The sequence below is a fragment of the Paracoccus sp. TOH genome, assembly GCF_030388245.1.
Lineage (GTDB): Bacteria > Pseudomonadota > Alphaproteobacteria > Rhodobacterales > Rhodobacteraceae > Paracoccus > Paracoccus simplex.
Genome location: NZ_CP098360.1, coordinates 1,035,839 through 1,050,417, shown reverse-complemented (window position 1 = coordinate 1,050,417; position 14,579 = coordinate 1,035,839). Strand labels below are relative to the sequence as shown.

The following is a 14,579-nucleotide window of genomic DNA, read 5'->3' as shown; positions in this document are numbered from 1 at the left end:
CGACGCGTTCCGGTCGTTTTTTCCCTGTCAATGCCGCCGATGGCCCGCTAACAAACCCTCCGAACAGGTGACGCAACCAAAGGGGAGAGGCCGATGAAGGTTCTCGTGCCAGTGAAGCGCGTGATCGACTACAACGTGAAGGCGCGCGTTAAGGCGGACGGAACGGGTGTTGATCTTGCGAACGTGAAGATGTCGATGAACCCGTTCGACGAGATCGCGGTCGAGGAGGCGATCCGTCTGAAGGAGGCCGGCAAGGCCGAGGAGGTGATCGCGGTCTCGATCGGCGTGAAGCAAGCGGCCGAGACGCTGCGCACCGCGCTGGCGATGGGCGCCGACCGCGCCATTCTGGTGGTGGCCGCCGAGGACGTGCAGCAGGACATCGAGCCGCTGGCGGTGGCGAAGATCCTCGCCGCGGTGGCGAAAGCCGAGGGCACCGAGCTGATCATCGCCGGCAAGCAGGCGATCGACAACGACATGAACGCCACCGGCCAGATGCTGGCGGCGATCCTGGGCTGGGCGCAGGCCACCTTCGCCTCGAAGCTGGAACTCGACGGCGGCAAGGCCAAGGTCACGCGCGAGGTCGACGGCGGGTTGCAGACCATCGAGGTCGCGCTGCCGGCGGTGGTCACCGCCGACCTGCGCCTGAACGAGCCGCGCTACGCCTCGCTGCCGAACATCATGAAGGCCAAGAAGAAGCCGCTCGATGAGAAGACCGCCGCTGATTACGGCGTCGACGTCGCGCCGCGTCTCGAGGTGGTCTCGGTGCGCGAGCCCGAGGGCCGCAAGGCCGGCATCAAGGTCGGCTCGGTGGACGAGCTGGTGGGCAAGCTGAAAGAAGCGGGGGTGATCTGATGGCTGTTCTGCTGCTTGGCGAAGTCACGAATGGCGAGCTGAACCGCGACGCGACGGCGAAGGCGGTGCAGGCGGTCAAGGCCTTGGGCGATGTGACGGTGCTCTGCGCCGGCGCGCAGGCCAAGGCCGCCGCCGAGGAGGCCGCGACGATCGCCGGCGTCGCGAAGGTGCTGGTGGCCGAGGCGCCGCTCTACGGCCACCGCCTGGCCGAGCCGACCGCGGCGCTGATCGTCGGCCTGGCCGGCGATTACAGCCACATCGCCGCGCCGGCGACCACCGATGCCAAGAACGTCATGCCCCGCGTCGCGGCGCTTCTCGACGTGATGGTGCTGTCGGATGTCTCGGCCATCCTCGACGCCGACACGTTCGAGCGGCCGATCTATGCCGGCAACGCCATCCAGACCGTGAAGTCGAAGGACGCCAAGAAGGTCTTCACCATCCGCACCGCCAGCTTCGACGCCGCCCCCGAGGGCGGTTCGGCCAGCGTGACCGAGACCGCCGCCGCCACCGATCCCGGCCTGTCGGCCTGGGTCGGCGACGAGGTGGCCGAGAGCGACCGTCCCGAGCTGACCTCGGCCAAGCGCGTGGTCTCGGGCGGCCGCGGCCTCGGCTCGAAGGAGAGCTTCGCGATCATCGAAGAGCTGGCCGACAAGCTGGGCGCCGCGGTGGGCGCCTCGCGCGCTGCGGTCGACTCGGGCTATGCGCCGAACGACTGGCAGGTCGGCCAGACCGGCAAGGTCGTCGCCCCCGAGCTTTACGTCGCGGTGGGCATCTCGGGCGCGATCCAGCACCTGGCCGGGATGAAGGACAGCAAGGTCATCGTCGCCATCAACAAGGACGAGGAGGCGCCGATCTTCCAGATCGCCGATTACGGCCTCGTCGGCGATCTGTTCTCCGTCGTCCCGGAACTGACCGGCAAGCTCTGAGGGCTTTCACCGTTTCCCAAATACCCCGGGGGGCGCGTCCCGGGGGCCCCGTCGCGGGGCCACCGGAACGCGGGGGGCAGCGCCCCCAACCGCCCGAAACATATCCCGAAAACCGCCCGGCCGCTCGCCGGGCGGTTTTTACATTGAACCTTCGGGACGCTTGCGCCTATCGTCCCGACTGACCGACAAAAGGATGAGGTTCATGGCGATTCAATCGGTGGGCGTGATCGGCGCCGGGCAGATGGGCAACGGCATAGCGCATGTCTTCGCGCTGGCGGGGTATAACGTGCTGATGACCGACATCTCGCGCGAGGCGCTGGACAAGGCGCTGACGCAGATCGACCACAACCTCGACCGTCAGGTCAGCCGCGGCAAGATCTCGGCCGAGGACAAGGATGCGGCGATGAAACGCATCAGCACCACCATGGCCCTGGCGGATCTGGGCAAGACCGACCTGGTCATCGAGGCCGCCACCGAGCGCGAGACCGTCAAGCAGGCGATCTTCGAGGATCTGCTGCCGCATCTGAAGCCGGAAACCATCCTGACCTCGAACACCTCCTCGATCTCGATCACCCGCCTTGCCAGCCGCACCGACCGCCCCGAGCGCTTCATGGGCTTCCATTTCATGAATCCGGTGCCGGTGATGCAGCTGGTCGAGCTGATCCGCGGCATCGCCACCAACGAGGAAACCTACAAGCAACTGGTCGAGGTGGTCGAGAAGATCGGCAAGACCTCGGCCAGCGCCGAGGATTTCCCGGCCTTCATCGTCAACCGCATCCTGATGCCGATGATCAACGAGGCGGTCTATACGCTTTACGAGGGCGTGGGCTCGGTCAAATCCATCGACCAGTCGATGAAGCTGGGCGCCAACCATCCGATGGGACCGCTGGAACTGGCGGATTTCATCGGCCTCGACACCTGCCTGGCGATCATGAACGTGCTGCACGAGGGGCTGGCGGACACGAAATACCGGCCCTGCCCGCTGCTGGTGAAATATGTCGAGGCAGGCTGGCTGGGGCGCAAGACCGGGCGCGGCTTCTACGATTACTCGGGCGAGGAGCCGGTGCCGACGCGCTGAACGGCACGGCCGGACCGGGGGCTCTGCCGTCGTCCATTGGCCCTCGGGCCGATGGCGGGCCCAGCGGACAACCCCCGGAAGATCCGCAGAACGGCGAAGATCAGGATTTCCTGCCGATGCGCGGCTCGGTCCCGGCCAGGATGCGGCTGATATTGGTGTGGTGGCGGATGAAGATCAGCACCGCCATGAAGGCCGTTACCGCCGCCATGCGCGGGCCGTCAAGCCACAGGGCGAGAAACGGCGTCAGCGCCGCCGCCACCAGCGCCGAGAGCGAGGAGATCCGGCCCGCCGCCGCCGTCAGCAGCCAGATGCCGCAGGCAATCAGGCCCAGCCGCCAGTCCAGCGCCAGCAGCGTGCCCAGGAAGGTGGCGACGCCCTTGCCGCCGCGGAAGCCCAGCCAGACCGGGAACAGATGCCCCAGGAAGGCCGCCGCGCCCGCGACCAGCGCCGCGTCCGGCCCGGCAAGCCAGCGCGCCAGCAGCACGGCGATGGCGCCCTTGCCGCTGTCCAGCAGCAGCGTCGCCAGCGCCGCCGGCTTGTTGCCGGTGCGCAGCACGTTGGTCGCGCCGATATTGCCCGAGCCGATCCGGCGCAGGTCGCCCAGACCCAGCGCCCGGGTGATGACGATGCCGAAGGGGATCGAGCCCAGCAGGTAGCCGATGACGGCCCAGAGGATCAGGCTCATGCGTCCGCTCCGAAGACCCGGCGGCCGGCGACCCAGGTGCCCAGCACCCTGCCCTCCATCCGCGCGCCGTCGAAGGGCGTGTTCTTCGACTTCGACAGCAGGGTGAAACGGTCCAGCACGAAGGGGGCGTCCGGGTCGAACAGCACCAGATCGGCCGGCGCCCCCGCCGCAAGCCGTCCGCCCGGCAGGCCCAGCCGCCGCGCCGGATTGAGCGACATCGCCCGCCAGAGCTGCGGCAGGCTCAGCCCGCCCTGATGGTAAAGCCGCATCGCCGCCGGCAGCAGGGTCTGCAGCCCCACCGCGCCCGGCGCCGCCTCGGCAAAGGGCAGGCGCTTGGATTCCTCGTCCTGCGGGGTGTGGAAGCTGGCGATCACGTCGATCAGCCCCTCGGCCACCGCCTCGACCATGGCCAGCCGGTCCTCCTCGGAGCGCAGCGGCGGGGTGAAGCGGAAGAAGGTCCGATAGCCGCCCACGTCATATTCATTGAGCGTCAGGTGATGGATCGAGATGCCGGCGGTCACGTCCAGCCCGGCCTCGCGCGCCCGCTTCAAGGCCGGCAGGCTGGCCGCGACGGTGATCTGGTCGGCATGGTAGCGGGCACCGGTCATCGCCACCAGCGCCAGGTCGCGGTCCAGCCCCATCACCTCGGCCATGGGCGAAACCGCAGGCAGCCCGTAGAGCGAGGCGAACTTGCCGCCGGTCGCCGCCGTGCCCTTCGACAGGCCCGGCTCCTGCGGGTGGCCGACGATCAGCGCGCCAAGGCCGCGGGCATAGGTCATGCAGCGCGACAGCAGCCGGGTGTCCGAGACCACCCGCACCCCGTCGGTGAAGGCCACGGCGCCGGCATCCTGCAGAAAGCCCATCTCGACCATCTCGCGCCCCTGACGGCCGCGGGTCAGCGCCGCCATGTGGCGGATGTTCACCGGCGCATCGGCCGCGCGGCGGGTGGCGAATTCCAGCGATTCCGGCGCGTCGATCGGCGGCATGGTGTCGGGCCGCGCGACCAGCGTGGTCACCCCGCCCGCCGCCGCCGCCAGCCCGGCGCTGCGGAAACTCTCCTTGTGCCGCTCGCCCGGCTCGCCGATCTTGACGCCCCAGTCGATCAGCCCGGGCGCCAGGCATTTGCCGCCGCAGTCGATCAGCTCGGCGCCTTGCGGAGCGTCAGTGCCCATGGCCTCGATCCGGCCGTCGCGGATGGTCAGCGTGGCTTGCTCGACCGATTGCGCCTCGGGGTCGACCAGGCGGGCGTTGTGAAAATGCAGGATCATGCCATCATCTCCGCCGCCCTGGTGCCGCGTTCGGCGCGCAGGTTGCGCGCCAGAAGGTCCATCGCCGCCATGCGCACCGCGACGCCCATTTCCACCTGGTCCTGGATGACCGAACGGTTGATGTCGTCAGCGATGGTGCCGTCGATCTCGACCCCGCGATTCATCGGCCCGGGATGCATGACGATGGCATCGGGCGCCGCCAGCGCCAGCTTTTCGGCATCGAGGCCCCAGCGGTGGTAATATTCCCGCTCGGAGGGGATGAAGCCGCCGTCCATGCGTTCCTTCTGCAGGCGCAGCATCATCACCACATCGGCGCCCTTCAGCCCCTCGCGCATGTCCTCGTAGACCTCGCAGCCCCAGTCCCGCGCGCCCGGCGGCATCAGCGTCGCCGGGCCGACCAGCCGCAGCCGGTTCTCCATCTTGCCGAGCAGGATCAGGTTCGAGCGCGCGACGCGGCTATGCGCGATGTCGCCGCAGATCGCCACGGTCAACCGATGCAACCGCCCCTTGGCGCGGCGGATGGTCAGCGCGTCCAGCAGCGCCTGGGTCGGATGCTCGTGCCGGCCGTCGCCGGCGTTCAGGACCGCGCAATTCACCTTCTGCGCCAGCAGGTCCACGGCGCCCGACTGCGGATGGCGCACCACCAGCAGGTCGGGATGCATGGCGTTCAGCGTCAGGGCGGTGTCGATCAGCGTCTCGCCCTTCTTCACCGAGCTGGTCTGCATCGCCATGTTCATCACATCGGCGCCCAGCCGCTTGCCGGCCAGCTCGAAGCTCGACTGCGTGCGGGTCGAGTTCTCGAAGAACATGTTGATCTGCGTCATGCCCGCCAGCGCATCGGAATGCTTCACGGTGCGGCGGTTCAGATCCACATAGGTCTCGGCCAGGTCGAGAAGCGTGGTGATCTCGGGCGGGGCGAGCGGCTCGATCCCCAGAAGATGGCGGGCACGGAACATGGCTTGGATCCCCCAGGTCGCGGTCGGTCCTCTATGGCAAAAGCCGCGCGGCCCGGCAAGCGGCGCGGTCCCGATATCGGTCCCGATTGGCGGCGCCCATCAGCCTCTTGCATCGGCGCGGATTTTGCCGCATCGCGGAACCATGAACAGCAAGGGCCATGTCAGCTTCGTCTCGTCAGGACCGGGGGACCCGGATCTGCTGACGCTGCGCGCCGCCCGCCTGCTGGCCCGGGCGGATGTGGTGCTTTACGACGACCTCGCCTCGGGTCCGGTGCTGGATCAGGCCGGACCGCAGGCCGAACGCATCCCGGTCGGCAAGCGCGCCGGCCGCCCCTCGGCCAAGCAGGAGAACGTCAACGCCCTGCTGGTCGAGCATGCCCGGGCCGGCAAGCATGTGGTGCGGCTGAAATCCGGCGATTCCGGCCTTTTCGGCCGGCTCGAGGAGGAGCTGACGGCGCTGCGCCGCCACGCCATCCCGTTCGAGATCGTGCCGGGCGTGCCTTCGGCCATGGCGGCGGCCGCCGTCGCCGGCCTGCCGCTGACCCGGCGCCAGACCGCGCGCCGGCTGCAATTCGTCACCGGCGCCGATGTCACCGGCGGCTTGCCCCAGGATCAGAACTGGCCGGCGCTGGCCGATCCGCACGCCACCACCGTCGTCTTCATGGGCCAGCGCACCTTCCCGCGCATGGCGGCGCTGCTGGTCGAAAACGGCCTGCCCCCCGACACGCCCGCCCTGCTGGCCGAGGCGGTGGGCCACCCGCACCAGCGCCTGATCCGCAGCACCGTCTCGGCCCTTGCCGAACTGCTGGACAGCGAAGGCCCCAGCCCGCATCCGGCACTGATCCTCTACGGCCCGCTGGCCGAGGAGAGCTGAGTCCGGCCACTTCTCCGTTGCCCGAATACCCGATATTGCACCCGCGCGCCCTGAAGCTATGCTGGCCGCCGAAAGAGGGACCGTCATGCTGGGTTTCGTCACCATTCAGGACCAGACGCCGGGCACCGGCGACCGGCTGCTGACCGCCACGGCCGAGCGGCTGGCGGCTGCGGGATCGCGGCTGGCCGGCGCGGTGCAGATCAATACCGAAATCCGCCCCGGCTGCGATTGCGACATGGACCTGCGCATCCTGGGCGACGACGGCCCCTTGGTGCGCATCACCCAGTCGCTGGGCGCAGGCTCGCAGGCCTGCCGTCTGGATACCGGCGCGCTGGCCCAGGCCGTGGCCCGCACCGAATCGGTTCTGGACCGGGGCGCCGAATTGCTGATCGTCAACAAATTCGGCAAGCAGGAATGTTTCGGCCGCGGCTTCCGCGACACCATCGCCCGGGCGCTGGCCGCCGGCATCCCGGTGCTGGTGCATGTCCCCGACGAACAGCTGCCGGGCTTCCGCGACTTCGCCGGCGACCTGGCCGAACAATTGCGGCCGGACCAGATCGACGACTGGTGCCGCGCACGCCTGACGGATTCCGCCGCATGACCGCGCAAATCGACGCGCGCGGCCTTCTGTGCCCCCTGCCGGTGCTGCGGCTGCGCAAGCGGCTGATGGCACTGCCCAAAGGCACGCGGGTCACGCTGCTGGCCACCGATCCCGCCGCGGTGATCGACGTGCCGCATTTCTGCGCCGAATCCGGCCACCGGCTGATCGCCCGGCGTGAAATCGCCCCCGGCGAGACCGAATACACCGTCGAGCGCGGCCCGGCCTGCGCCATCGACGCGGACTGATGCTGGCGATCTTTCTGAAAACCCTGCCTTTCTTTCTCGTCATCGGCACGGGCTGGCTGGCCGGGCGCACCCGTTTCTTCCCGCCCGAGGCCACCGGCTGGCTGACGAAATTCGTCTTTTACTTCGCGCTGTCGGCCATGCTGTTCCGCTTTGCCGCGACGCTGGACGTGGCCAGCCTGTTCGACCCGGCCTTCGTGCTGGCCTATCTGTCGGGCTCGGCCGCGCTTTGGGCGCTGGGCTTCGCCGTGGCGCGCTGGCGGCGCCAGCCGCTCGCCACCGCGGCGATGGAGGCGCATACCGCGATGACCGGCAATACCGGCTTTCTGGGCGTGCCGATGCTGGTCGTGCTGCTGGGCGAACGCGCCATCGGCCCGGTGCTGATGGTGCTGACCATCGACATGGTGGTGTTCTCGACCCTAATCACCCTGATCGTCACCGCGGCAAGGCAGGGCCGGGTGCGGCTCTCGACGCTGGTGCCCTTGCTGCGCGGCATCGTCTCGAACCCGATGATCGTCTCGATGCTGGCCGGCCTGGCCTGGGCCGGGCTGCACCTGCCGATGCCCGGGCCGCTGGACGAGTTCCTGGCGCTGCTCGGCGGCTCGGCCACGCCGGGGGCGCTGTTCGCCATCGGCGCCAGCCTCGCCGGCCCCGCGGCCGAGCGCATGGGCCCGGCGCTCTGGCTCGGCTTCGCCAAGCTGGTGCTGCATCCGCTGGCGGTGGGCATCGCCGCGCTGGCGGTCTTCGGGGTCGAGCCCTATGCGGCCGGCGTGATGATCGCCGCCGCCAGCCTGCCGGTGGCGGGCAATGTCTATATCCTGGCGCAATATTTCGGCACCGCCGTGCAACGGGTCTCGGCGGCCATCCTGATCTCGACCGCGGCCAGCATCGCCACGGTTCCCCTCGTCATTCACTGGATCACGAAAGGCTAGACCATGCGGGACATCTCGGCCCTGACACTCGACAACCTGCTGTTTCAGATGGACGCGGATGGCATCGCCACCGTCACGCTGAACCGCGCCGCCAAGCGCAACGCGCTGAACGCCGAGACCATCGAGGAGCTGGTCGAGGTCTTTTCCGCCCTGCCCGCCTCGGGCGCCCGCGCCGTGGTGCTGCGCGCCGAAGGGCCGCATTTCTGCGCCGGGCTGGACCTGGTCGAGCACGGCCGCGAACAGCGCAGCCCCGCCGAGTTCATGCGCATCTGCCTGCGCTGGCACGAGGCCTTCAACAAGATCGAATATGGCGGCGTGCCGGTCATCGCGGCGCTGAAGGGCGCGGTGGTCGGCGGCGGGCTGGAGCTGGCCTCCTCGGTCCATATCCGGGTCATGGACGAGACCACCTATTTCGGCCTGCCCGAGGGCCAGCGCGGCTTGTTCACCGGCGGCGGCGCCACCATCCGCGTGCCGCGGCTGATCGGCCAGGCGCGCATGGTCGACATGATGCTGACCGGCCGGCTTTATTCCGGCGAGGAGGCGACGCAGGTCGGGCTGGCGCAATACCGGGTCGCGGACAGCGAGGCCAAGGCATACGAGCTGGCCCGCCGGGTGGCGCAGAACACGCCCTTGTCGAATTTCGCCGCCTGCTCGGCGATCTCGCACATGCAGAACATGTCGGGGCTGGACGCCGCCTATGCCGAAGCCATGGTCGCCGGCATCGTCAACACCCAGGACGCCGCCAAGGGAAGGCTGGACAGTTTCGCGCAAGGCACGGCGCAGAAGATCAAGCCGGGCGAGGCCGGCTGAGCGCCGCCCGGGTCAGTCCACCGGGCGGATCAGCTTCTTCTCCAGCACCCGCAGCACCGTCGGCAGGTCGTGCCCGCGCTTGAGGATGCGCCCGTCCAGGCCGATCACCGCGTATTGCCCCTGCGCCTGGCGCAGCCTGGGACGCTTCTCGATGCGATAGAGCGGATGCTCGGCCGCCCGGCGAAACACCGAGAACACCGCCATGTCGCGCAGGAACGACATGGCATAGTCGCGCCATTCGCCCGCCGCGACCATGCGGCCGTAAAGCGACAGGATGACGCCCAGTTCGGCCCGGTCGAAGGCCACGCGATCATGCTCGGACGGGAAACCGAAGGGCGCATTCATCATGACGGAATGGTGACACCGCCCCGGCGCGCAATCAATGAAAAAGGGCGACGCCGCGCCGCGACGGCATCTGCCGCCGCGCCCTGGGCGGACCGTCGCCTAGGGGCCGGCCCGGCGCCGGCCGCCGGCCATGCGTGCCAGGGTGCCGTCGCGCCACATCCCCTCGTGCAGGCCGACCATCAGCACATGGCCGGCGATCAGCGCCAGCAGCAGCCAGCCCAGCTCGCCATGCAGCGCGTCGCCGATGCCGACCATCCAGCCGATCGGCGGTTGCTGCGCCGCGAAGATCTCGAAGCCGAAGGGCGCGAAGCCGCGCTCGCCGCCATAGGCGCGCAGCAGCGCGGCGACCGGCACGATCAGCATGACCAGATACAGCGCGCCATGCCCCAGCCGCGCCGCCAGCCCCGGCAGGCCGGCGCCATGACCCGGCCGGTTGCGGCGGTTCGCCAGCGACCAGAGCAGCCGCAGCGCGATCAGCAGGAACAGCACCGTGCCGACCTGCTGATGCGAACCGACGAAAAAGGACACCAGCGGCGTGCGGCCCAGGGCCAGCCGCAGCCCCATGCCGATGAACTGCCACAGCATCAGCGCGGCGATGCTCCAGTGCAGCAGCCGGGTGATGCGGCCATAGGCCCGAGCGGTGTCGCGCAGCGGAAGGGAAGGCGTGGGCAGGGTCATGCTGGTTCTGGCCGGAAAAGCGGTAAAGTTGACTAATTTTCTTAGCGACAGTATGGCCATGGCCCGAAACGGGCAAGACCCGCGAACCTTTCTGCGGGGTAACATGGTCGTTAGCATCCGTTTCGTTTCCGTTTCCCTTGTGCCTGCCGGGGTATGGCCCAGATGAATGCTCAGAATCGCGACATCCCGACCGAGACCGGCTGCCCGCTGACCGAGGCGCAGGAGGGGCTGTGGTATGTCCAGGCGCTGGACGCGGACAACCCGATCCTGAACACCGGGCAATATCTGGAACTGACCGGCCCGCTGGACCGCGACGCGCTGGCCCGGGCGGTCTCCCGCACCATCGCCGAAACCCCGGCCCTGGCGCTGCGCTTCTTCGCCGGGCCGGACGGGCCGCGCCAAAGCGTCGGCCTGCCGCCGATCCTGGGCTTCGCCGACCTTTCCGCCCAGCCCGATGCCGAGGCGCAGGCGCAGGCGCAGATGCAGGCCGACAGCCGCCGCCCGCTGGATTTGGCGCGCGAGCCGGCCGGGGCGCTGAGCCTGATCGCACTCGGCCCCGAGCGGCATTTCCTTTACCAGCGCATCCACCACCTGGCCATCGACGGCTATGGCATGGTGCTGGTCACCAACCGCATCGCCGCGCATTACGCCGCGCTGGTGGCCGGCACGCCCGAGCCCGAGCCCTTCGGCCCGCTGGCGCTGGCGGCCGAGGAGGACGCGGCCTGGCGCGCCTCGCCCCGGCGCGCGGCCGACCGCGACTGGTGGCACGCCCAGCTTACCGGCCTGCCCGAGGTCGCGGGCCCGGCGCCGGGCCGCGCGGTCAGCGGCCATGACTTCCTGCGCGATTCGCGCCGGTTGCCGCAGGCGCTGCTGGACCGGCTGGCGGCCTATGCCGCCGAACACCGGCTGGGCTGGCCGGATGTGCTGAACGCGCTTTGCGGCGCCTATCTGGCGCGCTGGACCGGCGGTGAGGCGGTGATCGGCCTGCCCTTCATGGCGCGGATGGGCCGCAGGATCGCGCAGGTGCCCTGCATGGCGATGAACGTTCTGCCGCACCGGCTGCGCCCGGACGAGGACGCGCCCCTGCCCGAATGGCTGTCCGCGCAGTCGAAAGCCATGGCCCAGGCCCGCCGCCGCGGCCTTTACCGCAGCGAGATTCTGCGGCGCGAACTGGGGCTGGTCGGCGGCACGCGGCGGCTTTACGGGCCGCTGGTGAACGTGCAGCCCTTTGACAGGCCGCCGGAATTCCCGGGGCTCGACTGCCGGCTGCATATCCTGGGCGCCGGGGCGGTGGACGACCTGACGCTGACCTTCCGCGGCGACCCGGCCGCGGGGATGATCTTCGAGGTGGACGCGAACCCGGCGCTTTATGCGCCCGAGGAGGTGCGCGGCCATGGCGACCGGCTGGCGGCCTTCCTGGCCGCGGCGCTGGCGGCCGAAACCCTGGCCGAAGTGCCGACCGCCAGCCCGGCCGAGATCGCGGCAAGCACAGCGCGGGCCCAGGCGACCCGGCATCCGCTGCCCGACACCACCTTGACCGCGCTGATCGAGGCGCAGCTTGCCGCCACGCCCGAGGCGCCGGCCGTCAGCTTCGGCGCGGCCAGCCTGGATTGCGCCGCGCTCGATCGCCGCAGCGCGGCTCTGGCTGCGCGGCTGCAGGTGCTCGGCGCCGGTCCGGACCGCATCGTCGCGGTGGCGCTGGACCGCGCGCTGGAACTGCCGGTGGCGCTGCTGGCCATCCTGCGCGCCGGCGCGGCCTATCTGCCGCTGGACCCGGCGCATCCGCCCGAGCGCATCGCCCGCATCCTGGCGCAGGCCCGGCCGGTCGCGGTGCTGACCTCGGCCGATCTGGCCGGGCTGTTCCCGCCGGGCACCGAATTGCTGCTGCCCACCAACTGGCCCACCGACTGGCCCGCCGACCGGCCGGCCGACCGGCCCGCCGCGGGCCGCCCCAAGGCCGCGCCGGCGCCGGACGATCTGGCCTATGTGATCTTCACCTCGGGTTCGACCGGCGAGCCCAAGGGCGTCGCCGTCGAGCATCGCGCCATCGTCAACCGCCTGCTGTGGATGCGGGCGCAATACGGCATCAATGCCCAGGACCGCATCCTGCAGAAGACCCCGGCGACCTTCGACGTCTCGGTCTGGGAGTTCTTCCTGCCGATGATCGCCGGGGCCGAGCTGGTCATGGCGCCGCCCGGCGCGCATCGCGACCCCGCCGCCATCGCCGGGCTGATCCGCGAACGCGGCATCACCACCTGCCATTTCGTGCCCTCGATGCTGTCGGCCTTCCTGGCCTCGCCCGCCTCGCAGGGGCTGGCGATGGCCCGCGTCTTCTGCTCGGGCGAGGAGCTGACGGCGGACCAGCGCGACCGCTTCCATGCCCGGATGACGGCCGAGCTGCACAATCTTTACGGCCCGACCGAGGCGGCGGTGGATGTCAGTTTCTGGCCCGCCGGGCCCGAGGACCGCGCGAACCCGGTGCCGATCGGCTGGCCGGTCTGGAACACGGCGCTGCAGGTGCTGGACGAACGGATGCGCCCGGTGCCGCCGGGTCTGGCCGGGCATCTGTATCTGGGCGGCGTGCAGCTGGCGCGCGGCTATCTGGGCCGGCCCGACCTGACCGCGGAACGTTTCGTCGCGGGGCCGGCAGGGCGACTTTACGCCACCGGCGATCTGGCGCGGCTGCGCCCGGACGGGGCAGTGGTCTATCTGGGCCGCTCGGACCATCAGGTGAAGCTCCGCGGCCTGCGCGTCGAGCTGGGCGAGATCGAGGCGGCGATCATGGCCTCGGGCCTGGCCCGCGAGGCGGTGGTGATCGCGCGCGAGGACCATGCCGGAGAAAAGCGCCTCGTGGCCTATCTGGTGCCGGCGGCGGACTGGCGGCCGGGCCTGCTGGCCGAGCGGCTGGCGGCCAGCCTGCCGGCCTATATGCTGCCTGCGGCCGAGGTGGCGCTGGCGGCGCTGCCGGTGACCGCGAACGGCAAGCTGGACCGCAAGGCGCTGCCGGCGCCGGAATTCGCCGCCGCCGGCCGGGCGGCAAAGACCCCGACCGAACGGCTGCTGGCGCGGCTTTACGCCGCGATCCTGCACCTCGACACCCCCGCCCCGGCCGAGGCGGATTTCTTCGCCCTGGGCGGTGATTCGCTTTCCGCCGTGCGGCTGGCGCAGGCGCTGGAGGCCGAGACCGGCCTGGATCCGGGCCTGGGCACCATCTTCGAGCAGCCGGTGCTGGCCGCGCTGGCCGCCGCGCTGGACGCGCGGGCGCCCCGCGACGACGGGCTTGGCCCGCTGATCCTGCTGGCCGAGGGCGATCCGCAGGCGGCGCCGCTGTTCCTGATCCATCCGGCCGGCGGCCTGGCCTGGGGCTATCGCGGGCTGGCGCGGCGCATCGCCCCGGCGCGGCGGGTCTGGGGCCTGCAGCATCCCGGCCTCGACCCGGCGGTGGCCATGCCCGAAAGCCTGGCGGCGCTGGCCCGGGACTACGCGCAGCGCATCGCGGCGCTGGTTCCGGACGGCCAGCCGGTGCATCTGGCCGGCTGGTCGGTCGGCGGCATCCTGGCGCAGGAAATTGCCGCGATCCTGTCCGCGACCGGGCGCGAGACCGGGTTGGTCGCCATGCTGGACAGCTATCCCTGCGACGCGTGGCGGGACGAGCCCGAGCCCGACCCGGTCGCCGCGCTGCGCGCCCTGCTGGCCATCGCCGGCTACGACCCCGAGGCGCATCGCGACCTGGACACGCGCGAGGCGGTGGTGGCTTTCCTGCGCCGGGGCGACAGCGCCCTGGGCGCCCTGCCCGAGCCGGTTCTGGACGGGGTGGTGCGCACGGTGACCGCCACCAACCGGCTGATCCGCGGCCATCGCCACCGCCGCTTCGGCGGCCGGGTCACGCATTTCCGCGCCGCCCGCGACCACCAGGGCAGCGCCCTGAACCCGGCGATGTGGGCGCCCTATGTCGCCGGTCTCGAGGTCATCGACCTGCCCTTCCTGCATGCCGAGATGACCTCGGCCGAGGCCACGGCGCTGATCCTGCCCGAACTTACCCGCCGGCTGGCGGCGGCCCCGGTCTGACCGGGGCCGCGCTGCCGGGCGGCGGCTGCGCCTTGCCGGCCTGCGGGAAGGCCAGGGCGGCAAACCCGCCCAGCAGCCCGGCAAGGCCCGGCAGAACCTCGCCCGGATCCCATCGCGCGGCCGCAAAGGCGGCGCAGCCGGCGCGGCAATCCGCCTGCATTCGCGTCGTGCTCAGCACGCAAAGCGTGATCCCCAGCATTCCGAAAGCGTATCTGACAAGGACCATGCGACTCCCTCCGTTTCCGGACAAGAAAAGCGCAGAGT

At 70.4% G+C, this 14,579-nt stretch carries 15 protein-coding genes; 9 read left to right on the top strand and 6 right to left on the bottom strand.

The window, feature by feature from the left end; translation table 11 throughout:
• The first annotated feature begins 93 nt into the window (after nucleotides 1-93).
• The 3 genes from NBE95_RS05160 to NBE95_RS05150 all read left to right on the top strand — a co-directional run bounded on the left by NBE95_RS05160 (nucleotide 94) and on the right by NBE95_RS05150 (nucleotide 2,856).
• Nucleotides 94-852 (top strand): electron transfer flavoprotein subunit beta/FixA family protein, encoded by a 759-nt coding sequence (locus NBE95_RS05160; protein ID WP_289894786.1) that lies wholly within the window; start codon nucleotides 94-96, stop codon nucleotides 850-852.
• Nucleotides 852-1,778 carry an FAD-binding protein gene (locus NBE95_RS05155; RefSeq protein ID WP_289894785.1) on the top strand — a complete coding sequence of 309 codons (927 nt, stop codon included), beginning with the start codon at nucleotides 852-854 and terminating at the stop codon, nucleotides 1,776-1,778. Before NBE95_RS05160 ends, NBE95_RS05155 begins: the two co-directional genes overlap by 1 nt.
• 202 nt (nucleotides 1,779-1,980) lie before the next feature.
• The gene (locus NBE95_RS05150; RefSeq protein WP_289894784.1) at nucleotides 1,981-2,856 is read left to right on the top strand and encodes a 3-hydroxybutyryl-CoA dehydrogenase; all 876 of its coding nucleotides are present in this window, start codon (nucleotides 1,981-1,983) and stop codon (nucleotides 2,854-2,856) included.
• Nucleotides 2,857-2,956: 100 nt separating this feature from the next.
• On the opposite strand, the gene plsY is transcribed toward NBE95_RS05150, so the two are convergent.
• The 3 genes from plsY to NBE95_RS05135 are packed head-to-tail and all read right to left on the bottom strand — an operon-like array spanning nucleotide 2,957 to nucleotide 5,765.
• Nucleotides 2,957-3,541: a glycerol-3-phosphate 1-O-acyltransferase PlsY gene (gene plsY, locus NBE95_RS05145; RefSeq protein WP_289894783.1), complete on the bottom strand. Its 585-nt coding sequence runs from the start codon at nucleotides 3,539-3,541 to the stop codon at nucleotides 2,957-2,959.
• Nucleotides 3,538-4,809: a dihydroorotase gene (gene pyrC / locus NBE95_RS05140; protein ID WP_289894782.1), complete on the bottom strand. Its 1,272-nt coding sequence runs from the start codon at nucleotides 4,807-4,809 to the stop codon at nucleotides 3,538-3,540. The genes plsY and pyrC overlap by 4 nt, the downstream gene beginning before the upstream one ends.
• Nucleotides 4,806-5,765, bottom strand: a complete 960-nt coding sequence (locus tag NBE95_RS05135; RefSeq protein ID WP_289894781.1) for an aspartate carbamoyltransferase catalytic subunit — start codon at nucleotides 5,763-5,765, stop codon at nucleotides 4,806-4,808. Before NBE95_RS05135 ends, pyrC begins: the two co-directional genes overlap by 4 nt.
• A 142-nt stretch (nucleotides 5,766-5,907) precedes the next feature.
• Between NBE95_RS05135 and cobA the strand changes: the two genes are divergently transcribed.
• The 5 genes from cobA (at nucleotide 5,908) to NBE95_RS05110 (ending at nucleotide 9,224) form a co-directional block, all read left to right on the top strand.
• Nucleotides 5,908-6,639, top strand: a complete 732-nt coding sequence (cobA, locus tag NBE95_RS05130; RefSeq protein ID WP_289894780.1) for a uroporphyrinogen-III C-methyltransferase — start codon at nucleotides 5,908-5,910, stop codon at nucleotides 6,637-6,639.
• Nucleotides 6,640-6,724: 85 nt separating this feature from the next.
• On the top strand, nucleotides 6,725-7,240 hold the full coding sequence (locus tag NBE95_RS05125; protein WP_289894779.1) for a DUF2478 domain-containing protein: 516 nt from the start codon (nucleotides 6,725-6,727) through the stop codon (nucleotides 7,238-7,240).
• Nucleotides 7,237-7,485 carry a sulfurtransferase TusA family protein gene (locus NBE95_RS05120; RefSeq protein WP_289894778.1) on the top strand — a complete coding sequence of 83 codons (249 nt, stop codon included), beginning with the start codon at nucleotides 7,237-7,239 and terminating at the stop codon, nucleotides 7,483-7,485. The genes NBE95_RS05125 and NBE95_RS05120 overlap by 4 nt, the downstream gene beginning before the upstream one ends.
• On the top strand, nucleotides 7,485-8,414 hold the full coding sequence (locus NBE95_RS05115; RefSeq protein WP_289894777.1) for an AEC family transporter: 930 nt from the start codon (nucleotides 7,485-7,487) through the stop codon (nucleotides 8,412-8,414). Before NBE95_RS05120 ends, NBE95_RS05115 begins: the two co-directional genes overlap by 1 nt.
• 3 nt (nucleotides 8,415-8,417) lie before the next feature.
• On the top strand, nucleotides 8,418-9,224 hold the full coding sequence (locus tag NBE95_RS05110; RefSeq protein ID WP_289894776.1) for a crotonase/enoyl-CoA hydratase family protein: 807 nt from the start codon (nucleotides 8,418-8,420) through the stop codon (nucleotides 9,222-9,224).
• Between the two features lie 12 nt (nucleotides 9,225-9,236).
• Here NBE95_RS05110 and NBE95_RS05105 read toward each other — a convergent pair whose 3' ends face one another.
• Nucleotides 9,237-9,569 carry a DUF2794 domain-containing protein gene (locus NBE95_RS05105; RefSeq protein WP_289894836.1) on the bottom strand — a complete coding sequence of 111 codons (333 nt, stop codon included), beginning with the start codon at nucleotides 9,567-9,569 and terminating at the stop codon, nucleotides 9,237-9,239.
• Nucleotides 9,570-9,668: 99 nt separating this feature from the next.
• Nucleotides 9,669-10,247, bottom strand: a complete 579-nt coding sequence (locus NBE95_RS05100; RefSeq protein ID WP_289894774.1) for a cytochrome b — start codon at nucleotides 10,245-10,247, stop codon at nucleotides 9,669-9,671.
• 162 nt (nucleotides 10,248-10,409) lie between these two features.
• Between NBE95_RS05100 and NBE95_RS05095 the strand changes: the two genes are divergently transcribed.
• A complete protein-coding gene (locus NBE95_RS05095; RefSeq protein WP_289894773.1) occupies nucleotides 10,410-14,315 on the top strand; it encodes an amino acid adenylation domain-containing protein in 3,906 nt (1,301 codons plus the stop codon).
• Here NBE95_RS05095 and NBE95_RS05090 read toward each other — a convergent pair.
• On the bottom strand, nucleotides 14,284-14,541 hold the full coding sequence (locus NBE95_RS05090; protein WP_289894772.1) for a hypothetical protein: 258 nt from the start codon (nucleotides 14,539-14,541) through the stop codon (nucleotides 14,284-14,286). The genes NBE95_RS05095 and NBE95_RS05090 overlap by 32 nt on opposite strands.
• Nucleotides 14,542-14,579: the final 38 nt, after the last annotated feature.